Source organism: Domibacillus sp. PGB-M46 (genome assembly GCF_022668875.1).
Classification (GTDB): Bacteria; Bacillota; Bacilli; order Bacillales; family Domibacillaceae; genus Domibacillus.
In genome coordinates this window covers 20,320-41,290 of record NZ_JAKGCR010000028.1, presented here as the reverse complement: position 1 = coordinate 41,290, position 20,971 = coordinate 20,320, and the positions used below count along the sequence as shown (strand labels likewise).

The following is a 20,971-nucleotide window of genomic DNA, read 5'->3' as shown; positions in this document are numbered from 1 at the left end:
GATGGACATTCTCCTCGTCGATGGCTATAACATGATCGGCGCGTGGCCGGAGCTTCGCCGGTTGAAAAACGTAGATTTTGGCGGTGCCCGTGACCGCCTTGTCGAACTAATGGCGGAGTATCAGGGAGCCCACGGCTGCCGCGTGATTATTGTATTCGATGCGCATTTTGTCAAAGGAACGGAGAAAAAGTACCGCGATGCCAAGGTAGAAGTGATTTTTACGCGTGAAAATGAAACGGCGGATGAGCGAATTGAACGAATGGCCATTGAATTGACGAATGTGCGTGATCAAGTAACGGTTGCTACATCGGACTATACAGAGCAGTGGGCGGTATTCGGCCAGGGAGCTCTCCGCATTTCTGCGCGGGAACTTTTGACAGAATTGTCAATTACACAAAAAGGAATTCGAAAAAACCTCGGGGAGATCAGTGAAATCAAGCCGTACGCGAGAATTCCGCTCAGTAAAGAAACCGCTGAAACGTTTGAGAAGTGGCGCAGAGGAAAAAAATGAAGATTGACGCAGAAAAAAATGGTACTGTATACTAATCCTAGCGAAGATTGACAGGCGGAGGGAGATGTGTAAGCGTGAACCGTTTGATTAGTCCAGGAATGGATATGCTTAGTGATGAACAGCTTGTGGAACTTGTGCACAAAGGAAACAGCGAAGCCCTCGATTTTGTCATTCATAAATACCGAAATTTTGTCCGGGCCAAAGCCCGCTCTTATTTTTTAATCGGAGCTGACAAGGAAGATATTGTGCAGGAAGGCATGATTGGATTATACAAGGCGGTCCGCGACTACAAAGGGGACAAGCTTAGCACGTTTCGGGCTTTTGCGGAGCTGTGCATTACCCGCCAAATTATTACGGCCATTAAAACGGCAACCCGCCAGAAACACATCCCGCTTAATTCCTACGTATCGCTCGATAAGCCGATTTACGATGAAGAATCAGATCGGACGCTTATGGATGTGCTGACAGGAACGAAAGCGAGCGACCCACAGGAATTAATCATTAACCGCGAACAATTTTCAAGCATTGAAGGAAAAGTAAACGAGCTTTTAAGTGATTTAGAGCGTCGGGTACTGGCTCTTTACCTTGACGGCCGTTCGTACCAGGAAATCTCTGAGCAGCTTAACCGGCACGTAAAGTCAATTGATAACGCCCTGCAAAGGGTAAAACGAAAGCTGGAGCGGTATCTGGAATTCAAGGAAATTACGATTCAATGAAACTTGACGAAAGCCCGCTTTCAATGATACGTTTTAAGAATCGAAATGGTAAGGTGATAACATGGCAAAAAAAGTGCCTCTTGCGTGTTCAGTATGCGGATCACGTAATTACTCGACGACGGTGAATACAGCCAGCGGCGAGCGCCTTGAAATAAAAAAATTTTGCGGTGTCTGTAATCAGCATACTATGCATAAACAAACGAAATGACACCGGCGCTTCTTTTGGAGGTTTCAGCAAATGTCACGCATTACGCAGTTTTTCCGTAACGTGCGTTCTGAAATGGGCAAAGTCAGCTGGCCGAAACGAAAAGAGCTTACAACGTATACGATTACCGTTATTTCAACCGTAATCTTTCTTGCTCTTTTTTTCTCGGTCGTTGATTACGGCATTTCAGCGCTCGTGCGCTGGGTTTTGGCAATGTAAAAAGCTGTCTGGAAAATTACTTGAATACACAGTGTTTTTTCCGTGTTATAATGGATAATGATAATAAGACCAAAGGCCAAAAGTACAGCATTGTGCCCGAAAGCCTTGATGACCCGCATCATGCGGACCTGAAAAGCCCGTTTAACGGGTTTTTTCATTTGGCTCAAAAAATGTCTAGCTCCAGGCGTTGCCAGCTCGGAGACCCGCATGCTGCGGGGTGAAAAAGTGCTGCGAAATGATGCCGTACTTGCTGCTGGTGAATAGGCGTCTTGCGCTTTTCGTTTAAATGAAAAGGAGGGAAGGACACAAGTCCCTTTCTATGGAAAAAAATTGGTATGTTGTTCACACGTATTCAGGGTACGAGAACAAAGTAAAAGCGAACTTAGAAAAACGCGTTGAGTCAATGGGAATGCAGGACAAAATTTTCCGTGTCATTGTACCGGAAGAAGAAGAGCGCGATGTAAAAAACGGCAAAGAAAAGATAACAAAGCGGAAAGTATTCCCCGGATACGTACTTGTTGAAATCGTGATGACTGACGATTCATGGTATGTGGTCCGCAATACACCGGGTGTAACCGGATTCGTTGGATCTGCCGGCCATGGCTCTAAGCCAACGCCGCTGCTTCCGGATGAAGTAACATCTATTCTGAAGCAAATGGGAATGGATGAGCGCCGTCACGATGCCGACTATGAGCTTGGTGAAACGGTGATTGTGAAAGAAGGGCCGTTTGCGGAGTTTGAAGGCAGCGTTGAAGAAATTGACCAGGACAAAGGAAAGCTGAAAGTGCTTGTAAATATGTTCGGTCGTGAAACACCTGTTGAGCTTGATTTTGACCAAGTGAATAAATTATCCTGAAAACGGGTTGAAATCTTGTTTGAAAAATGTTACTATTTTTTAGGTCAGTACGTGTCGTACTGAGTAAGACTCATTTTTATTAATCATCTTTATTCAAATAAAGATAGACAGAGTGGGAGGGGCAAAGCCCCATGTACCACATCACGGACTTAAGGAGGTGTGTCTCGTGGCTAAAAAAGTAATTAAAGTCGTAAAACTGCAAATTCCTGCAGGTAAAGCAAACCCTGCGCCGCCGGTTGGTCCGGCACTAGGTCAAGCTGGTGTTAACATCATGGGATTCTGTAAAGAATTCAATGCGCGTACAGCAGATCAAGCAGGATTGATTATCCCGGTTGAAATTTCGGTTTTTGAAGACCGTTCATTTACATTCATCACAAAAACTCCGCCTGCAGCCGTTCTTTTGAAAAAAGCAGCTGGCATCGAGTCAGGATCTGGAGAACCGAACCGCAACAAAGTTGCAACGGTTAAACGTGATAAAGTGCGTGAAATTGCTGAAACAAAAATGCCTGATCTAAACGCAGCTGATGTTGAAGCAGCTATGCGTATGGTTGAAGGTACTGCCCGCAGCATGGGTATTGTGATTGAAGACTAATCGGTTGTTCGTTTTTGGGAGGTTGCGAGTGAAGTAGCGATACTTCATCCGCAGCCTTTATTCGTGGGAGGTAAATTCCGCTAAAACCACATAAGGAGGAAACAAAACATGGCTAAACAAGGTAAAAAGTTTCAAGATGCGGCTAAGCTTGTTGACCGCACGAAACAATATTCAGTAGAAGAAGCAATTGAGCTTGTAAAGAAAACAACTACAGTTAAATTCGATGCAACAGTTGAGGCGGCATTCCGTCTTGGCGTTGACCCGAAAAAAGCAGACCAACAAATCCGCGGTGCGCTTGTTCTTCCAAACGGAACAGGTAAAACACAACGCGTTCTTGTATTTGCAAAAGGCGAAAAAGCAAAAGAAGCTGAAGCAGCTGGTGCAGACTACGTAGGTGACAGCGACTTCATCAACAAAATCCAACAAGGCTGGTTCGAGTTTGACGTAATCGTAGCTACACCTGACATGATGGGTGAAGTTGGTAAACTAGGCCGCGTTCTTGGACCAAAAGGCTTGATGCCGAACCCGAAAACTGGCACAGTAACATTTGATGTAACAAAAGCGATCCAAGAAATCAAAGCTGGTAAAGTAGAATACCGTGTTGATAAAGCAGGTAACATCCACGTACCAGTTGGTAAAGTATCTTTCGAAAGCGAAAAGCTTGTTGAAAACTTTACAGCTATCTTCGATACAATGTTGAAAGTAAAGCCTTCTGCAGCTAAAGGCGTTTACATGAAAAACATCGCTGTTACATCTACAATGGGCCCTGGTATCAAAGTGGATCCAGCATCTTTCACAGCAGTAAAAAACTAAGTTGACAACGTAAATACTTTATGTTAAAGTAGTATTCGTTGGGCTTGCAGTTAGTAAGCAGCAACTTAATCACATATGCACATTTGTACCGTAGACAGCAGGGGCTTTCGAGCTTAATCATCCTGCCGAGGACTTGCGAAATAGATTGCGCGGCTTTGTCCGCTTTTCGTGCCTCCATGTCTTCCGGGACGTGGAGGCTTTTTACGTTTCCTAAACGGTATAAAATGAGTGAACGTTTTTCGTTCAGACAAATTTTACAGGAGGTGTAGCAGATGAGCAGCGTTATCGAGAAAAAACAAGAACTTGTTGGCCAAATCGCTGACAAACTAAAAAACAGCCCATCGACAGTCATCGTTGACTACCGCGGTCTTTCCGTGGCACAAGTAACGGAACTTCGTAAGCAGCTTCGTGAAGCAGGCGTTGAGTTCAAAGTATACAAAAATACAATGACTCGCCGCGCAGCTGAACAAGCAGGCATCGAAGGACTTGGAGAGTTTCTTACAGGTCCAAACGCAATTGCGTTCGGTGCTGAGGATGTTGTGGCTCCAGCGAAGATCTTGAACGAATTCGCGAAGAAAAACGACGCCCTTGAAATCAAAGCGGGTGTTCTTGAAGGGAACTTCGTATCTGTTGAGGAAGTTAAAGCACTTGCAGAACTTCCATCACGCGAAGGACTTCTTTCTATGGTACTCAGCGTTCTTCAAGCGCCAATCCGCAACTTCGCTCTTGCAGCGAAAGCAGTGGCCGACCAAAAAGAAGAGCAAGGCGCATAATTGCAAGAAAAGCCGCTTAGCGGTTTAACGAATAAAAAAACATTTTTAAAACACACTAAGGAGGAAATACAAAATGTCTAAAGAGCAAATCATTGAAGCAATCAAAGAAATGTCCGTTCTTGAATTGAACGACCTTGTAAAAGCAATCGAAGAAGAATTCGGCGTAACAGCAGCTGCACCAGTTGCAGTAGCAGGTGCTGCAGGCGGCGACGCAGCAGCAGAAAAAACAGAATTCGACCTTATCCTTGCTGGAGCAGGCGACCAAAAAATCAAAGTTATCAAAGTAGTTCGCGAAATCACAGGTCTTGGCTTGAAAGAAGCGAAAGAGCTAGTTGATAACACTCCTAAAGCACTTAAAGAAGGTATTGCGAAAGAAGAAGCTGAAGAGCTTAAAGCGAAACTTGAAGAAGTTGGCGCTTCTGTAGAAGTGAAGTAATTCTTTGATACAATGACACAAAAGTCCGCTGGTTTTACAGCGGGCTTTTGTTTGTTGAAAGGGGAAATGATCGTGGCAGATCATTATTTTTCCAATAAACCAAACAGTGAGCACCGTCTGCAGCAGTTTGATTTTGTACTGCGGGACCGGACTTATAAATTCGAAACCGATGCAGGTGTTTTTTCAAAATCGGAAGTAGATTTTGGCTCAAGACTGTTAATTGAAACATTCGAATGGCCTGAAGCAGAGGGTCCCATCTTAGATGCAGGCTGTGGTTATGGGCCGATCGGCCTTTCAATCGCACCCGAGCAGCCAAACCGGACGATTCATATGATTGATGTAAACGAACGGGCTCTTGATCTCGCACGCAAAAATGCAAAGCGAAACGGAGTAGAGAACGTTCAAATTTATAAAAGTGACCGTCTTCAAAATGTGTCGGAAGAAGGATTTGCCGCTTTGCTGACGAATCCTCCTATTCGTGCAGGAAAAGAAGTGGTATTTGATATTATTCAAACAGGATTTGCGAAGCTCAGAGAGGGCGGCGAACTGTGGGTAGTCATTCAAAAGAAGCAGGGAGCACCGTCTGCAATGAAAGAAATAGAGCGTCTGGCTGGCTCATGTGATATAGCAGCGAAGTCTAAGGGCTATTTTATTTTACGAGCGAAAAAATAATTGACCCTAAAAAAACCGTATGCTATTATTGTAAAATGCCAATATAATATTTGTGCCCGTTTGTCAATGAGAATATTTTTTTGTTAAAATGGGAACAATGACAACAAAATAGGGCCAATTGTGATAAAAATGAGGTTTTCTTTGACAAAACCTTTTTCTTTTTGTCTTGTTGAGTATGAAAATACTCTGCTTGAAGATAAAGTATAGGCAATAATAACGCTTGATTTGAGGGGTGAATCAGTTGACAGGTCAACTAGTTCAGTATGGACGACACCGCCAGCGCAGAAGCTATGCGCGCATTAGTGAAGTATTAGATTTACCGAATTTGATTGAAATTCAAACAGCCTCCTATCAATGGTTTCTTGATGAGGGTCTGCGTGAAATGTTCCAGGACATTTCTCCGATTGAAGATTTCACAGGTAATCTGGCACTGGAATTTATTGATTACAGCCTGGCAGAGCCAAAGTATCCCGTGGATGAGTCGAAAGAGCGTGATGTTACGTATTCTGCGCCGCTCCGCGTGAAAGTCCGTCTTTTAAATAAAGAAACGGGCGAAGTGAAAGATCAAGAAGTTTTCATGGGCGATTTCCCGCTTATGACCGAAACAGGAACATTTATTATTAATGGTGCAGAGCGCGTTATCGTTTCTCAGCTTGTTCGTTCTCCAAGCGTATACTACAACGGTAAACTGGATAAAAACGGTAAGCGTGGATTTACTGCGACCGTTATTCCAAACCGTGGCGCATGGCTTGAGTATGAAACAGATGCTAAAGACATTGTGTATGTTCGGATCGACCGGACACGTAAATTGCCGATTACGGTATTACTACGTGCATTAGGGTTTGGCACTGATCAAGAAATCATCGACTTGCTTGGTGATAACGAATACTTGCGCAACACACTCGAAAAAGACAACACTGAAACAACGGAAAAAGCGTTGATTGAAATTTATGAGCGCCTTCGCCCGGGTGAGCCGCCAACAGTTGAAAATGCGAAAAGCCTTTTGGTTTCCCGCTTCTTTGACCCGAAACGGTACGATCTTGCAAGCGTTGGCCGCTATAAAATGAATAAAAAGCTTCACACGAAAAACCGTTTGTTTGGACAGCGTCTGGCAGAGACACTTGCCGATCCGGAAACAGGTGAAATTATCGCAGAAGCAGGCACTGTATTAGACCGCCGCACGCTCGATAAAATCATTCCGTATCTTGAAAACGGCGTAGCCTTCAAAACATACCGTCAAAGCGGCGGCGTAGTTGAAGAGGATATGACTGTTCAGACTATTAAAGTATATGCACCAAACAGCGAAGAAGAGCAGGTTATCAACATTATCGGAAACGGCTTCCCGGAAATGAATGTGAAGAATATCACGCCGGCAGATATCATTGCGTCAATCGGTTATTTCTTCAACCTTCTTTACGGAGTAGGCGACACAGATGATATTGACCACCTTGGTAACCGCCGTCTGCGTTCAGTAGGCGAGCTTCTGCAAAACCAATTCCGTATCGGTTTATCCCGTATGGAGCGTGTGGTTCGCGAGCGTATGTCGATTCAAGACACACAAACGATCACACCGCAGCAGTTGATTAACATTCGCCCAGTGATTGCGTCTATCAAAGAGTTCTTTGGAAGCTCCCAGCTTTCACAGTTCATGGACCAAACAAACCCGCTTGGCGAATTAACGCATAAACGCCGTTTATCTGCACTCGGACCAGGTGGTTTGACGCGTGAGCGTGCCGGCTTTGAAGTCCGTGACGTTCATTACTCTCACTATGGCCGTATGTGTCCGATTGAAACCCCTGAGGGTCCAAACATCGGGCTGATCAACTCATTGTCTTCTTTTGCAAAAGTAAACCGCTTTGGCTTCATTGAAACACCGTACCGTCGTGTTGATCCAGACACAGGTCGTGTAACACAGCGTATTGATTACTTGACTGCGGACGAAGAAGACAACTATGTAGTAGCCCAGGCGAATGTTCCATTAAATGAAGATGGATCATTTGCGGAAGAAGAAGTCGTTGCTCGTTTCCGCGGTGAAAATACCGTCGTTAAACGTGAGCGCGTGGACTACATGGACGTATCGCCGAAACAGGTTGTTTCTGCTGCGACAGCATGTATCCCGTTCTTAGAAAACGATGACTCCAACCGTGCCCTTATGGGAGCGAACATGCAGCGTCAGGCTGTACCATTGATGCAGCCAGAAGCACCGATCGTCGGAACAGGTATGGAATACGTATCTGCAAAAGACTCCGGCGCTGCTGTTATTTGTAAGCATGAAGGAATCGTTGAGCGTGTGGAAGCACGTCAAATTCTTGTCCGCCGCATTCAGGAAGTAGATGGACAGGAAATCAAAGGCGATCTTGATAAATACAAACTGCAAAAATTCATTCGTTCCAACCAGGGAACATGCTACAACCAGCGTCCAATTGTTGCAGTCGGCAACCGTGTGAAAAAAGGTGAGATTTTAGCGGATGGTCCATCAATGGAACTCGGCGAACTTGCCCTTGGCCGCAACGTTCTTGTCGCGTTTATGACATGGGACGGCTATAACTATGAAGATGCGATTATTATGAGCGAGCGTCTTGTGAAAGATGACGTCTATACATCGATCCATATCGAAGAATACGAGTCAGAATCACGTGACACGAAGCTTGGGCCTGAAGAAATTACGCGCGATATTCCAAATGTCGGTGAAGATGCGCTTCGCAACCTTGATGACCGTGGAATTATCCGTGTCGGTGCAGAAGTAAAAGACGGTGATTTGCTTGTTGGGAAAGTCACGCCTAAAGGTGTAACAGAACTGACTGCAGAAGAACGCCTTCTACATGCAATCTTCGGTGAAAAAGCACGTGAAGTTCGTGATACGTCGCTTCGTGTTCCTCACGGCGGAAGCGGAATTGTCCTCGATGTAAAAGTCTTTAACCGTGAAGATGGCGATGAGCTGCCACCAGGTGTAAACCAGCTGGTACGTGTGTACATCGTTCAAAAACGGAAGATTTCTGAAGGGGATAAAATGGCCGGCCGTCATGGTAACAAAGGGGTAATCTCCCGTATCTTACCGGAAGAAGACATGCCGTTCCTGCCGGATGGCACACCGGTTGATATCATGCTTAACCCGCTCGGCGTACCTTCCCGTATGAACATCGGCCAGGTGCTTGAGCTTCACCTGGGTATGGCTGCCCGCTACCTCGGCATTCATGTTGCGTCACCAGTATTTGATGGTGCAACCGAGGACGATGTGTGGGAAACAATCGAAGAAGCCGGCATGAGCCGTGACGCGAAAACGGTCTTGTACGATGGCCGCAGTGGTGAGCCATTTGACAACCGTGTATCTGTTGGGATCATGTATATGATCAAGCTTGCGCACATGGTTGACGATAAACTCCATGCGCGTTCTACTGGACCATACTCACTTGTTACACAGCAGCCGCTTGGCGGTAAAGCCCAGTTTGGCGGACAGCGTTTCGGTGAGATGGAGGTTTGGGCGCTTGAAGCATATGGTGCCGCTTATACACTTCAAGAGATCTTAACAGTTAAGTCCGATGACATCGTTGGCCGTGTAAAAACATACGAAGCGATTGTGAAAGGCGAGAATGTTCCAGAACCAGGTGTTCCTGAATCATTCAAAGTATTGATCAAAGAACTTCAAAGTCTTGGTCTTGACGTGAAAATTATGTCAGGAGACGATCAAGAAATTGAAATGCGCGATCTTGAGGATGAGGATGATGTGCAGCAGGCCGATACGTTAAATATCGCTCCTGAAGCCGCTGGAATCGAGCCCATCGGATCAACAGACTGACCCATATAAATAGCAGTTCGTCCAAAAAGCGCTCCGAGCGCTTTTTGGGCGCTTTCAAGGAAATCGGTAAAAAGAAAAGGGAGGTAGGCCCCTTGCTGGATGTCAATAATTTTGAGTACATGAAAATCGGTCTCGCTTCACCGGATAAGATCCGTTCATGGTCTTATGGAGAAGTTAAAAAACCTGAAACTATCAACTACCGTACGCTAAAGCCAGAAAAAGACGGCTTATTCTGTGAACGGATTTTTGGTCCTACGAAAGACTGGGAATGTCATTGCGGAAAATACAAGCGTGTTCGTTATAAAGGCGTTGTGTGTGACCGTTGTGGCGTTGAAGTAACAAAAGCGAAAGTGCGCCGTGAGCGTATGGGGCACATTGAGCTGGCTGCGCCTGTTTCGCATATTTGGTATTTCAAAGGAATTCCAAGCCGTATGGGCCTTGTTCTGGACATGTCTCCACGTGCATTGGAAGAAGTCATTTACTTCGCGTCTTACGTAGTAACAGAATCAGGGGATACAGCGCTTGAGAAAAAGCAGCTTCTTTCCGAAAAAGAGTTCCGTACTTACCGCGACAAATACGGCAGTAAGTTCCAGGCGTCTATGGGTGCAGAAGCGATCAAAAAGCTTCTTCAAGACATTGACCTTGATAAAGAAACAGAACAGCTAAAAGAAGAATTGAAATCAGCGCAAGGCCAGCGCCGTACACGTGCGATCAAGCGCCTTGAAGTGATTGAAGCATTCCGTCATTCTGGCAACCGTCCAGACTGGATGATTCTAGATGTGCTGCCGGTTATCCCGCCAGAACTTCGTCCAATGGTACAGCTGGATGGCGGCCGCTTTGCGACGTCTGATTTGAATGACTTGTACCGCCGTGTAATTAACCGGAACAACCGTCTTAAACGCTTGCTAGACCTTGGTGCGCCAAGCATCATTGTTCAAAATGAAAAGCGTATGCTTCAAGAAGCGGTAGATGCGTTGATCGACAATGGACGCCGTGGACGTCCTGTTACAGGACCGGGTAACCGTCCATTAAAATCTCTTTCACATATGCTGAAAGGGAAACAGGGCCGTTTCCGTCAAAACTTGCTTGGTAAGCGGGTTGATTACTCTGGCCGTTCTGTAATCGTCGTTGGTCCGAACTTGAAAATGTATCAATGCGGCCTTCCAAAAGAAATGGCGCTTGAACTTTTCAAACCGTTCGTTATGAAAGAACTTGTTGAGCGTGGACTTGCGCACAACATTAAAAGTGCAAAACGTAAAATTGAACGCGTTCAGTCTGATGTGTGGGATGTGCTTGAGGAAGTAATCCGTGAGCATCCGGTTCTTCTAAACCGCGCACCGACGCTTCACCGTCTTGGTATCCAGGCATTTGAACCAACATTGGTAGAAGGCCGTGCAATTCGTCTTCACCCGCTCGTATGTACAGCATACAACGCGGACTTTGATGGTGACCAAATGGCTGTTCACGTACCGCTTTCAGCAGAAGCACAAGCGGAAGCCCGTATGCTCATGCTGGCTGCACAAAACATTTTGAATCCGAAAGACGGAAAACCAGTTGTTACGCCGTCACAGGATATGGTACTCGGTAACTACTACTTAACGCTTGAGCGTGAAGGAGCAGTAGGGGAAGGGGCCGTCTTTAAAGATACAAACGAAGCAATTTTGGCTTATCAAAATGGATATGTTCACCTGCACACACGTGTTGCGGTGGCAGCTTCATCTCTTGAAAACCAGACCTTCACAGAAGAACAAAACAAAAAGCTTCTTGTTACAACGGTTGGTAAATTGATCTTTAATGAAATTTTGCCGGATACATTCCCGTACATTAACGAACCAACAAGCAGCAACCTTGAAGAAAAAACACCGGAGAAATATTTCTTAGATGCGGGTGCAAATGTGCCTGAGCACATTGCCAAGCAGGAAATTGTTGCTCCGTTTAAAAAGAAAATTCTTGGTAACATCATTGCTGAAGTATTCAAACGCTTCAAGATTACAGAAACATCCAAAATGCTTGACCGCATGAAAGACCTCGGCTTTAGACACTCGACAAAAGCGGGTATCACAGTAGGGGTAGCGGATATCGTAGTATTGGGTGAAAAAGAAGAAATCTTAAAAGAAGCACAGGCAAAAGTGGATAACGTTATGAAGCAGTTCCGCCGCGGTTTAATTACCGAAGAGGAGCGCTATGACCGAGTTATTTCTGTCTGGAGTGCAGCGAAAGATGTTATCCAGGGCAAATTGATGGAATCCCTTGATAAGCGCAACCCAATCTTCATGATGAGTGATTCCGGAGCCCGTGGTAACGCGTCCAACTTTACACAGCTTGCTGGTATGCGCGGACTCATGGCCAACCCGGCCGGCCGGATTATCGAACTTCCGATCAAATCTTCGTTCCGTGAAGGTCTGACGGTACTCGAGTACTTTATCTCGACGCACGGTGCACGTAAAGGTCTTGCCGATACCGCTCTGAAAACAGCAGACTCCGGTTACTTAACACGTCGTCTCGTTGACGTAGCACAGGACGTTATCGTTCGTGAAGATGACTGTGGAACAGACCGCGGTCTTGAAATCAGCTCGATCAAAGACGGCACAGAAATTATTGAGGCACTCGAAGAGCGTCTTGTTGGACGTTATTCACGTAAAGCAATCAAGCATCCGGAAACGGGTGAAGTGCTTGTTCGTGAAAACGAACAAATTGATGAAGACCTGGCGAAAGTGGTTGTGGAAGCAGGCGTGGAAACCGTATGGATCCGCTCAGCCTTCACTTGTAACACACGCCATGGCGTATGTAAAAAATGTTACGGACGCAACTTGGCAACTGGCCAGGAAGTAGAAGTTGGCGAAGCGGTCGGTATTATCGCTGCCCAGTCAATCGGAGAGCCGGGAACACAGCTTACAATGCGTACGTTCCATACAGGCGGCGTAGCCGGAGACGATATCACGCAGGGTCTTCCGCGTATCCAGGAGATTTTCGAAGCGCGTAACCCGAAAGGTCAGGCAATCATTTCGGAAATCAACGGAACCATTACGTCTATTACAGAAGGCCGTGACCGTCAGCAGGAGATCACCATTGCAGGTGACGTGGAAACTCGCACATACAACGCTCCATATACAGCACGTTTAAAAGTAGCCGTAAACGATACGATCGAACGCGGCCAAGTATTAACAGAAGGATCTATCGATCCGAAAGAATACTTGAAAATCAAAGATGTCACATCTGTTCAGGAATACTTACTGCGTGAAGTGCAGAAGGTATACCGTATGCAGGGGGTTGAAATCGGCGATAAACACGTTGAAGTAATGGTTCGCCAAATGCTTCGTAAAGTACGTGTGCTTGAAGCGGGAGATACAGATGTTCTTCCAGGCAGTCTGCTTGAAATTCATCAGTTCCGTGATGCAAATGAAAAAGTTCTTCTTGAAGGCGGAATTCCGGCAACAGGACGTCCGATCCTTCTGGGGATTACAAAAGCATCCCTTGAAACGGATTCCTTCTTGTCTGCTGCATCCTTCCAGGAAACAACTCGTGTCCTGACCGATGCTGCAATCAAAGGGAAACGCGACGAATTGCTTGGCTTGAAAGAGAATGTTATTATCGGAAAACTCGTTCCGGCGGGTACTGGTATGCAGCGTTACCGCCAATCCGAAGCGAATTTAAAAGAAGAAGAATCGGTTACAGTCGAATAATTTTTTTATCGGCGCCCGGGTTATACCGGCGCCGATAAAATTTTTTTGAAGAATAGTTGACATTGAAAAATGAAAATGATACTATGATCAAGGTGTTCCTGTACGACCTTACTTTATGTATGGAGATAGGACCAAAACAATCATTTTCACTATTCGCAAAGAACGTTTTTGCAGGTTTTCTGCAAGAACTTTGTTTTTGCTCAAAAATGAGCCACCTGGAAGTGTGGGCTTAGAAAAAAAGGAAGGGAGGATCTTTACATGCCTACTATTAATCAGTTAGTACGTAAGCCTCGTAAATCAAAGATCACTAAATCGAAGTCTCCGGCGCTTAATAAAGGATTCAACAGCTTTAAGAAATCCCAAACAGATGTACTTTCTCCGCAAAAACGCGGTGTTTGCACACGTGTGGGAACAATGACGCCGAAAAAACCGAACTCAGCGCTTCGTAAATATGCGCGTGTGCGTTTGAGCAACGGTATTGAAGTAACAGCTTATATCCCTGGTATTGGCCATAACCTTCAAGAGCACAGTGTCGTTTTGATTCGCGGCGGACGTGTAAAAGACTTACCGGGGGTACGTTACCACATCGTTCGTGGTGCGCTTGATACTGCCGGCGTTGAAACTCGTCGTCAAGGCCGTTCTAAATACGGTACAAAACGTCCTAAAGCACCAAAAGCATAATTTAAAAAATATAACTTGAATTTCCGAAAGGAGGAAAACACATGCCACGTAAAGGTCCTGTAGCGAAAAGAGACGTATTGCCTGATCCGCTTTACAACTCAAAACTAGTTACTCGTCTTATTAACAAAATGATGGTTGACGGGAAGCGTGGAAAATCCCAAGCCATCCTTTACGCAGCTTTTGATACAATCCGTGAACGCACGGGAAATGATCCAATGGAAGTATTTGATCAGGCGATGAAAAACATCATGCCGGTACTAGAGGTAAAAGCACGCCGTGTCGGCGGAGCGAACTACCAGGTACCAGTTGAAGTTCGTCCTGAGCGCCGCACAACACTAGGTCTTCGCTGGTTAGTAAACTATGCGCGCCTACGCGGTGAAAAAACAATGGAAGAACGCCTTGCAGCTGAAATTCTTGATGCGGCAAACAACAGCGGTGCTTCTGTTAAGAAACGCGAAGATACACACAAAATGGCGGAAGCGAACAAAGCATTCGCTCACTACCGCTGGTAATTTTTAAAACAAAACTTAAACCTACCCTAATTCAGGAAGGAGAAAGATAATAGATGGCAAGAGAGTTCTCCTTAAAAAACACTCGTAACATCGGAATCATGGCTCACATCGATGCTGGTAAAACAACAACGACTGAGCGTATCCTTTATTACACTGGCCGTATCCATAAAATTGGTGAAACGCACGAAGGTGCTTCGCAAATGGACTGGATGGAGCAAGAGCAGGAGCGCGGGATTACAATCACGTCTGCTGCAACAACTGCTCAATGGAAAGGCCACCGTGTTAACATCATCGACACACCAGGGCACGTAGACTTCACAGTAGAAGTTGAACGTTCTCTTCGTGTACTTGATGGTGCGGTAACTGTACTTGATGCACAATCAGGTGTAGAACCACAAACGGAAACAGTATGGCGTCAAGCGACAACATACGGCGTTCCACGTGTTGTATTCGTCAACAAAATGGACAAATTGGGTGCGGACTTCCTTTACTCTGTCAGCACAATCCATGACCGTCTAATGGCGAATGCTCACCCAATTCAATTGCCAATCGGTGCGGAAGACGAGTTCTCAGGCATCATTGACTTAATTGAAATGAAAGCAACAATGTATGGCAACGACCTTGGTACTGAAATTGAGATTGTTGACATCCCTGCAGAATACCAGGATCAAGCAGAAGAATACCGTGAAAAGCTAATTGAAGCGGTTGCTGAGCTTGATGAAGAACTAATGGAGAAATACCTTGGCGGCGAAGAGTTGACGAATGAGGAAATCAAAGCTGCGATCCGTAAAGGTGTTATCAACGTAGAATTCTTCCCAGTAATGGTTGGATCTGCATTTAAAAACAAAGGTGTTCAGCTTATGCTTGACGCTGTTATCGACTACCTTCCAGCACCGGTTGATGTACCAGCAATCAAAGGTACACTTCCAGACAGCGAAGAAGAAGTGGAACGTGAGTCTAGCGATGAAGCGCCGTTCTCGGCTCTTGCATTTAAAGTTATGACGGATCCATATGTCGGTAAATTGACGTTCTTCCGCGTATACTCAGGTGTTCTTTCGTCTGGTTCATACGTTCAGAACTCAACAAAAGGCAAGCGCGAGCGCGTAGGCCGTATTCTGCAAATGCACGCGAACTCTCGTGAAGAGATTTCAGAAGTGTACGCAGGTGACATCGCTGCCGCTGTTGGGTTGAAAGATACAACAACAGGCGACACGCTTTGTGACGAGAAAAACCTTGTTATTCTTGAGTCTATGGAGTTCCCTGAGCCAGTTATTCACTTGTCAGTTGAGCCGAAAACAAAAGCTGACCAAGACAAGATGACAACAGCACTTCAAAAACTTCAAGAAGAAGATCCTACTTTCCACGCACGTACTGACCAGGAAACTGGTGAGGTTGTTATCTCGGGTATGGGTGAGCTTCACCTTGACATCCTTGTTGACCGTATGCGTCGCGAGTTCAAAGTAGAAGCAAACGTTGGTGCACCACAGGTAGCATACCGTGAAACTTTCCGTGCTAGTGCACAGGTTGAAGGTAAATTTGCCCGTCAATCTGGTGGACGCGGTCAGTTCGGTCACGTTTGGATCGAGTTCTCTCCTAACGAAGAAGGAAAAGGCTTCGAATTCGAAAACGGTATCGTTGGTGGTTCCGTACCACGTGAATATATTCCTGCTGTACAAGCTGGTCTAGAAGACGCTATGCAAAATGGTGTTCTTGCTGGTTACCCGTTGATCGACGTGAAAGCCCGCCTATTTGACGGTTCTTACCATGATGTCGATTCATCTGAGATGGCATTTAAAATCGCTGCTTCAATGGCGCTTAAAAATGCAGTTTCAAAATGTAACCCAGTTCTTCTTGAGCCGCTTATGAAAGTTGAAGTTGTTATTCCAGACGAATATCTTGGCGACATCATGGGTGATGTTACATCACGCCGTGGACGTGTAGAAGGTATGGAAGCACGCGGTAACGCACAAGTTGTTAAAGCGTTCGTTCCACTTTCTGAGATGTTTGGTTACGCAACGACTCTTCGTTCTAATACGCAAGGTCGCGGTAACTACTCTATGCACTTCGATCATTACGAAGAAGTACCAAAGAGTGTTATGGAAACAATCATCAAAAAAAATAAAGGCGAATAATTGATTTATACTTCCCAATCAAGTATAAATACTATTGTAAGCTTTCTCTTCCTGCGGAAAATGTCAATTTTCCGCGGGAAGACCAATATAAAATACTACTTATCCCTATAATTTGAGGAGGAACTTCCTAATGGCAAAAGCAAAATTCGACCGTTCAAAACCACACGTTAACATTGGTACAATTGGCCACGTTGACCATGGTAAAACAACTCTAACAGCTGCAATCACAACTGTTCTTGCAAAATCAGGTGGCGCAGAAGCACGTGCGTATGACCAAATCGATGGTGCTCCAGAAGAGCGCGAGCGCGGTATCACAATCTCAACTGCACACGTTGAATATGAAACTGAAACTCGTCACTATGCACACGTTGACTGCCCTGGACACGCTGACTATGTTAAAAACATGATCACTGGTGCAGCACAAATGGACGGCGGTATCCTAGTAGTATCTGCTGCTGACGGTCCAATGCCACAAACTCGTGAGCACATCCTTCTTTCTCGTCAAGTAGGTGTACCTTACCTAGTTGTATTCATGAACAAATGTGATATGGTAGACGACGAAGAGCTTCTTGAACTAGTTGAAATGGAAGTTCGCGATCTTCTTTCTGAGTACGATTTCCCTGGCGATGACATTCCTGTTATCAAAGGTTCTGCTCTTAAAGCACTTGAAGGCGATGCTGCATGGGAAGAAAAAATCCATGAGCTTATGGCTGCAGTGGATGAGTACATCCCAACTCCAACACGTGACACTGACAAACCATTCATGATGCCTGTTGAGGATGTTTTCTCAATCACTGGCCGTGGTACAGTAGCAACTGGCCGCGTTGAGCGTGGACAAATCAAAGTCGGTGACGTAATCGAAATCATCGGTTTGACTGAAGAGCCAAAATCAACAACTGTAACAGGTGTTGAAATGTTCCGTAAGCTTCTTGACTATGCTGAAGCTGGCGACAACATCGGCGCACTTCTTCGTGGTGTAGCTCGTGAAGAAATCCAACGTGGTCAAGTACTTGCAAAGCCAGGTACAATCACACCACACACAACTTTCAAAGCGGAAGTTTACGTTCTTTCTAAAGAAGAGGGTGGACGTCACACTCCGTTCTTCACAAACTACCGTCCACAGTTCTACTTCCGTACAACTGACGTAACTGGTATCTGCAACCTTCCTGAAGGCGTAGAAATGGTTATGCCTGGTGACAACGTAGAAATGTCAGTAGAATTGATTGCTCCAATCGCGATTGAAGAAGGTACTAAATTCTCAATCCGTGAAGGCGGCCGTACAGTAGGCGCTGGCGTTGTAGCAACAATCCAAAAATAATAACTTTTTTACCGAAAACAGTCCCGGTTTCGGCCGGGCTGTTTTTCTTTGTAATTTTTTTCGATATACTGTTGCAATAAGTAGAGAATGCAGGTATAATAATCAATGTTGGTTTTTGACAGCGTTGATGCGGAAGGTTGCTGACACACCCGGCCGCTTTGCCATGGCGGTGATGTCAGGGAAAAATTTTCGCGGAGTATGTCTATTAGCTAAATAGGCGATAAAGGAGGGAAAATAATGGCAAAACAAAAAATTCGTATTCGTTTGAAAGCATATGATCATCGTATTCTAGATCAATCAGCAGAAAAAATCGTTGAGACAGCTAAACGTTCTGGTGCAAATGTATCCGGTCCGATCCCGCTTCCAACTGAGAAATCTGTTTACACGATCCTTCGTGCGGTTCACAAGTACAAAGATTCTCGTGAGCAGTTTGAAATGCGTACACATAAACGTTTAATCGATATCGTGAACCCAACTCCAAAAACAGTTGATTCATTGATGCGTTTAGACTTGCCGTCAGGCGTTGACATTGAAATTAAACTTTAATAAATAAATAACAATTAATCAGGAGGTGTGACTCATGACCAAAGGAATCTTAGGAAGAAAAATCGGTATGACGCAAGTGTTTGCTGAAAATGGTGAACTTATCCCTGTAACAGTAATCGAAGCAGCACCAAACGTTGTACTTCAAAAGAAAACAGTCGAAAACGATGGTTACTCAAGCGTTCAGCTAGGTTTTGAAGACAAGCGTGAAAAGCTTGCTAACAAACCAGCTCTTGGACACGTGAAAAAAGCAGGCGAAGGCATCGCTCCTAAGCGCTTCATTCGTGAGTTCCGTAACATCGACAGCGATCTTGAAATTGGTCAAGAAGTCAAAGTTGATATTTTTGCAGAAGGTGACGTCGTAGACGTAACAGGAATCTCTAAAGGGAAAGGCTTCCAGGGTGCAATTAAGCGTCACGGACAAAGCCGCGGCCCTATGTCTCACGGTTCCCGCTACCACCGTCGTCCAGGTTCAATGGGACCTGTAGCGCCAAACCGCGTATTTAAAAACAAACTTCTCCCTGGCCGTATGGGTGGAGAGCAAGTAACAGTACAAAACCTTCAAATCGTCAAAGTGGACGCTGAGCGCAACGTTCTTCTTATTAAAGGAAACGTTCCAGGATCCAAAAAAGCCTTGATTCAGGTTAAAACGGCGGTTAAAGCAAAGTAATCAACTTTTATAGGAAAGGAGGAAACAGAAATGGCTAAACTTAAAGTATTAAACCAAACTGGTTCTGAAGTCGGCGATATCGAACTAAACGATGCAGTATTCGGAATCGAACCAAACGAACATGTGGTATTTGAAGCAGTTGTGATGCAGCGTGCGTCATTACGCCAAGGTAACCACAAAGTAAAAACTCGTTCTGAAGTAAGCGGTGGCGGCCGTAAACCATGGCGCCAAAAAGGAACTGGACGTGCGCGTCAAGGTTCTATCCGTTCACCTCAATGGCGCGGTGGTGGTACAGTATTCGGACCAGCTCCACGTAGCTACAGCTACAAGCTGCCGAAGAAAGTACGCCGTCTTGCATTGAAATCAGCTCTTTCTTCAAAAGTAAAAGAGCAAAACGTTCTAGTATTGGATGCTTTGACATTCGAAGCGCCAAAAACAAAAGAATTCACTGCAGTACTTAAAAACTTATCTGTTGACTCAAAAGCATTGATCGTAACAGATACAGTAAACGAATTCGTTGCATTGTCAGCACGCAACATCCCTGGTGTAACAGTGGTTGAAGCTTCTGGCATCAACATCCTTGACCTGCTTGGACATGAGAAGCTTATCATGACAAAAGCAGCGGTTGAAAAAGTAGAGGAGGTGCTTGCATAATGGATGCACGCGATGTGATTAAGCGCCCCGTTATTACTGAACAATCAATGGCTGTAATGGCTGATAAAAAGTATACATTTGAAGTGGACGTACGCGCGAACAAAACGCAAGTGAAGACTGCTGTTGAAGAGATCTTCGGCGTAAAAGTGAAAAACGTAAACGTCATGAACTACAAAGGTAAATTCAAGCGTATGGGACGTCATGCTGGCTACACAAACAAACGCCGCAAAGCAATCGTAACATTAACGCAAGATAGCAAAGAAATCGAACTTTTCGAAGCTTAATAAACGTATAAAATAGAAGAGGAGGGACACGAAATGGCGATTAAAAAGTACAAACCGACCACAAACGGTCGTCGTAATATGACAACTCTTGACTTTGCTGAGATTACAACAAGCACGCCAGAGAAATCATTGCTCGAGCCTTTGAAAAAGAAAGGCGGCCGTAACAACCAGGGTAAAATCACTGTTCGTCATAAAGGCGGCGGTCACAAGCGCCAATACCGTATTATCGATTTCAAACGCGATAAAGATGGCATTCCAGGCCGCGTTGCTACAATCGAATACGATCCAAACCGTTCGGCTAACATCGCACTCGTGAACTACGTTGACGGAGAAAAACGCTACATCCTAGCTCCAAAAAACATCCAAGTTGGAACAGAAATTATGTCTGGACCAGAGGCAGATATTAAAGTAGGAAACGCACTTCCACTTGTTAATATCCCTGTTGGTACAGTTATCCACAACATTGAATTGAAACCAGGTAAAGGCGGACAATTGGTTCGTTCAGCTGGAACTTCAGCTCAAGTACTTGGTAAAGAAGGCAAATATGTTCTTGTACGCTTGAACTCTGGTGAAGTACGCATGATTCTTGCAACATGCCGTGCTACAATCGGTCAAGTTGGTAACGAGCAGCATGAACTTGTAAACATCGGTAAAGCAGGCCGTTCTCGCTGGTTAGGTAAAAAACCTACAGTTCGCGGTTCTGTAATGAACCCTAACGACCATCCACACGGTGGTGGTGAAGGACGCGCTCCAATTGGACGTAAAGGTCCTGTTACACCATGGGGCAAACCGGCTCTTGGTTACAAAACACGTAAAAAAGTTAACAAATCCGATAAATTTATCGTTCGTCGTCGTAAAAAATAACGTAATTGTCCTACGGTTCCAAACGCGAACCGTAGATCAAT

The 20,971-nt window shown here is 45.2% G+C and carries 21 protein-coding genes and 1 other annotated feature; all 21 genes read left to right on the top strand.

Translation table 11 applies throughout. The annotated features are described in order from the left end of the window. The first annotated feature begins 1 nt into the window (after position 1). The 21 genes from L2D08_RS20780 (at position 2) to rplB (ending at position 20,930) form a co-directional block, all read left to right on the top strand. Positions 2 to 511: an NYN domain-containing protein gene (locus L2D08_RS20780; protein WP_242236811.1), complete on the top strand. Its 510-nt coding sequence runs from the start codon at positions 2 to 4 to the stop codon at positions 509 to 511. 98 nt (positions 512 to 609) lie between these two features. Then, positions 610 to 1,227: an RNA polymerase sporulation sigma factor SigH gene (gene sigH, locus L2D08_RS20775; RefSeq protein WP_242236851.1), complete on the top strand. Its 618-nt coding sequence runs from the start codon at positions 610 to 612 to the stop codon at positions 1,225 to 1,227. Between the two features lie 61 nt (positions 1,228 to 1,288). After that, positions 1,289 to 1,435 carry a 50S ribosomal protein L33 gene (rpmG, locus tag L2D08_RS20770; protein ID WP_050182407.1) on the top strand — a complete coding sequence of 49 codons (147 nt, stop codon included), beginning with the start codon at positions 1,289 to 1,291 and terminating at the stop codon, positions 1,433 to 1,435. A gap of 30 nt (positions 1,436 to 1,465) precedes the next feature. Further along, the gene (secE, locus tag L2D08_RS20765) at positions 1,466 to 1,651 is read left to right on the top strand and encodes a preprotein translocase subunit SecE (protein WP_242236808.1); all 186 of its coding nucleotides are present in this window, start codon (positions 1,466 to 1,468) and stop codon (positions 1,649 to 1,651) included. 319 nt (positions 1,652 to 1,970) lie between these two features. Then, positions 1,971 to 2,507: a transcription termination/antitermination protein NusG gene (gene nusG, locus L2D08_RS20760; protein WP_242236805.1), complete on the top strand. Its 537-nt coding sequence runs from the start codon at positions 1,971 to 1,973 to the stop codon at positions 2,505 to 2,507. A gap of 166 nt (positions 2,508 to 2,673) precedes the next feature. Continuing rightward, the gene (gene rplK / locus L2D08_RS20755) at positions 2,674 to 3,099 is read left to right on the top strand and encodes a 50S ribosomal protein L11 (protein WP_045851841.1); all 426 of its coding nucleotides are present in this window, start codon (positions 2,674 to 2,676) and stop codon (positions 3,097 to 3,099) included. A gap of 108 nt (positions 3,100 to 3,207) precedes the next feature. Continuing rightward, on the top strand, positions 3,208 to 3,912 hold the full coding sequence (gene rplA / locus L2D08_RS20750; protein ID WP_242236802.1) for a 50S ribosomal protein L1: 705 nt from the start codon (positions 3,208 to 3,210) through the stop codon (positions 3,910 to 3,912). Positions 3,913 to 3,982: 70 nt separating this feature from the next. Continuing rightward, positions 3,983 to 4,125, top strand: a sequence feature (ribosomal protein L10 leader region). Between the two features lie 59 nt (positions 4,126 to 4,184). Further along, positions 4,185 to 4,685, top strand: a complete 501-nt coding sequence (gene rplJ, locus L2D08_RS20745) for a 50S ribosomal protein L10 (protein ID WP_242236800.1) — start codon at positions 4,185 to 4,187, stop codon at positions 4,683 to 4,685. A 73-nt stretch (positions 4,686 to 4,758) separates the two neighbouring features. Further along, complete coding sequence (gene rplL / locus L2D08_RS20740; RefSeq protein ID WP_046176540.1) at positions 4,759 to 5,121, top strand: 50S ribosomal protein L7/L12; 363 nt, start codon at positions 4,759 to 4,761, stop codon at positions 5,119 to 5,121. A 72-nt stretch (positions 5,122 to 5,193) separates the two neighbouring features. Beyond that, positions 5,194 to 5,793, top strand: a complete 600-nt coding sequence (locus L2D08_RS20735) for a class I SAM-dependent methyltransferase (protein ID WP_242236798.1) — start codon at positions 5,194 to 5,196, stop codon at positions 5,791 to 5,793. A 241-nt stretch (positions 5,794 to 6,034) separates the two neighbouring features. Continuing rightward, positions 6,035 to 9,589 carry a DNA-directed RNA polymerase subunit beta gene (gene rpoB / locus L2D08_RS20730; protein ID WP_242236794.1) on the top strand — a complete coding sequence of 1,185 codons (3,555 nt, stop codon included), beginning with the start codon at positions 6,035 to 6,037 and terminating at the stop codon, positions 9,587 to 9,589. A 92-nt stretch (positions 9,590 to 9,681) separates the two neighbouring features. Beyond that, positions 9,682 to 13,272 (top strand): DNA-directed RNA polymerase subunit beta', encoded by a 3,591-nt coding sequence (gene rpoC / locus L2D08_RS20725; RefSeq protein WP_242236791.1) that lies wholly within the window; start codon positions 9,682 to 9,684, stop codon positions 13,270 to 13,272. Between the two features lie 258 nt (positions 13,273 to 13,530). Continuing rightward, entirely contained in the window at positions 13,531 to 13,953 is a 423-nt protein-coding gene (gene rpsL / locus L2D08_RS20720; RefSeq protein ID WP_045851848.1) for a 30S ribosomal protein S12, read from the top strand. 41 nt (positions 13,954 to 13,994) lie between these two features. Continuing rightward, complete coding sequence (gene rpsG, locus L2D08_RS20715; protein WP_242236789.1) at positions 13,995 to 14,465, top strand: 30S ribosomal protein S7; 471 nt, start codon at positions 13,995 to 13,997, stop codon at positions 14,463 to 14,465. A gap of 53 nt (positions 14,466 to 14,518) precedes the next feature. Continuing rightward, positions 14,519 to 16,597, top strand: coding sequence for an elongation factor G (gene fusA, locus L2D08_RS20710; RefSeq protein ID WP_242236786.1), 2,079 nt, complete (start codon positions 14,519 to 14,521; stop codon positions 16,595 to 16,597). A 130-nt stretch (positions 16,598 to 16,727) separates the two neighbouring features. Next, complete coding sequence (gene tuf, locus L2D08_RS20705) at positions 16,728 to 17,915, top strand: elongation factor Tu (protein ID WP_242236848.1); 1,188 nt, start codon at positions 16,728 to 16,730, stop codon at positions 17,913 to 17,915. Between the two features lie 237 nt (positions 17,916 to 18,152). Then, positions 18,153 to 18,461, top strand: a complete 309-nt coding sequence (rpsJ, locus tag L2D08_RS20700; protein WP_046176547.1) for a 30S ribosomal protein S10 — start codon at positions 18,153 to 18,155, stop codon at positions 18,459 to 18,461. Positions 18,462 to 18,495: 34 nt separating this feature from the next. After that, positions 18,496 to 19,128 (top strand): 50S ribosomal protein L3, encoded by a 633-nt coding sequence (gene rplC / locus L2D08_RS20695; RefSeq protein WP_242236783.1) that lies wholly within the window; start codon positions 18,496 to 18,498, stop codon positions 19,126 to 19,128. Between the two features lie 30 nt (positions 19,129 to 19,158). Further along, entirely contained in the window at positions 19,159 to 19,782 is a 624-nt protein-coding gene (gene rplD, locus L2D08_RS20690) for a 50S ribosomal protein L4 (RefSeq protein ID WP_242236781.1), read from the top strand. After that, positions 19,782 to 20,066: a 50S ribosomal protein L23 gene (rplW, locus tag L2D08_RS20685; protein ID WP_046176550.1), complete on the top strand. Its 285-nt coding sequence runs from the start codon at positions 19,782 to 19,784 to the stop codon at positions 20,064 to 20,066. The genes rplD and rplW overlap by 1 nt, the downstream gene beginning before the upstream one ends. 33 nt (positions 20,067 to 20,099) lie before the next feature. Further along, positions 20,100 to 20,930, top strand: a complete 831-nt coding sequence (rplB, locus tag L2D08_RS20680) for a 50S ribosomal protein L2 (protein WP_242236778.1) — start codon at positions 20,100 to 20,102, stop codon at positions 20,928 to 20,930. Positions 20,931 to 20,971: the final 41 nt, after the last annotated feature.

Coding starts and splice junctions, on each gene's coding strand:
- rplA (WP_242236802.1), top strand. CDS start 3,208: ATGGCTAAACAAGGTAAAAAGTTTCAAGATGCGGCTAAGCTTGTTGAC.
- rplW (WP_046176550.1), top strand. CDS start 19,782: ATGGATGCACGCGATGTGATTAAGCGCCCCGTTATTACTGAACAATCA.
- rpsL (WP_045851848.1), top strand. CDS start 13,531: ATGCCTACTATTAATCAGTTAGTACGTAAGCCTCGTAAATCAAAGATC.
- tuf (WP_242236848.1), top strand. CDS start 16,728: ATGGCAAAAGCAAAATTCGACCGTTCAAAACCACACGTTAACATTGGT.
- rpsJ (WP_046176547.1), top strand. CDS start 18,153: ATGGCAAAACAAAAAATTCGTATTCGTTTGAAAGCATATGATCATCGT.
- rpsG (WP_242236789.1), top strand. CDS start 13,995: ATGCCACGTAAAGGTCCTGTAGCGAAAAGAGACGTATTGCCTGATCCG.
- rplL (WP_046176540.1), top strand. CDS start 4,759: ATGTCTAAAGAGCAAATCATTGAAGCAATCAAAGAAATGTCCGTTCTT.
- secE (WP_242236808.1), top strand. CDS start 1,466: ATGTCACGCATTACGCAGTTTTTCCGTAACGTGCGTTCTGAAATGGGC.
- rpmG (WP_050182407.1), top strand. CDS start 1,289: ATGGCAAAAAAAGTGCCTCTTGCGTGTTCAGTATGCGGATCACGTAAT.
- rplC (WP_242236783.1), top strand. CDS start 18,496: ATGACCAAAGGAATCTTAGGAAGAAAAATCGGTATGACGCAAGTGTTT.
- rplJ (WP_242236800.1), top strand. CDS start 4,185: ATGAGCAGCGTTATCGAGAAAAAACAAGAACTTGTTGGCCAAATCGCT.
- nusG (WP_242236805.1), top strand. CDS start 1,971: ATGGAAAAAAATTGGTATGTTGTTCACACGTATTCAGGGTACGAGAAC.
- rplD (WP_242236781.1), top strand. CDS start 19,159: ATGGCTAAACTTAAAGTATTAAACCAAACTGGTTCTGAAGTCGGCGAT.
- L2D08_RS20780 (WP_242236811.1), top strand. CDS start 2: ATGGACATTCTCCTCGTCGATGGCTATAACATGATCGGCGCGTGGCCG.
- fusA (WP_242236786.1), top strand. CDS start 14,519: ATGGCAAGAGAGTTCTCCTTAAAAAACACTCGTAACATCGGAATCATG.
- sigH (WP_242236851.1), top strand. CDS start 610: ATGGATATGCTTAGTGATGAACAGCTTGTGGAACTTGTGCACAAAGGA.
- rplB (WP_242236778.1), top strand. CDS start 20,100: ATGGCGATTAAAAAGTACAAACCGACCACAAACGGTCGTCGTAATATG.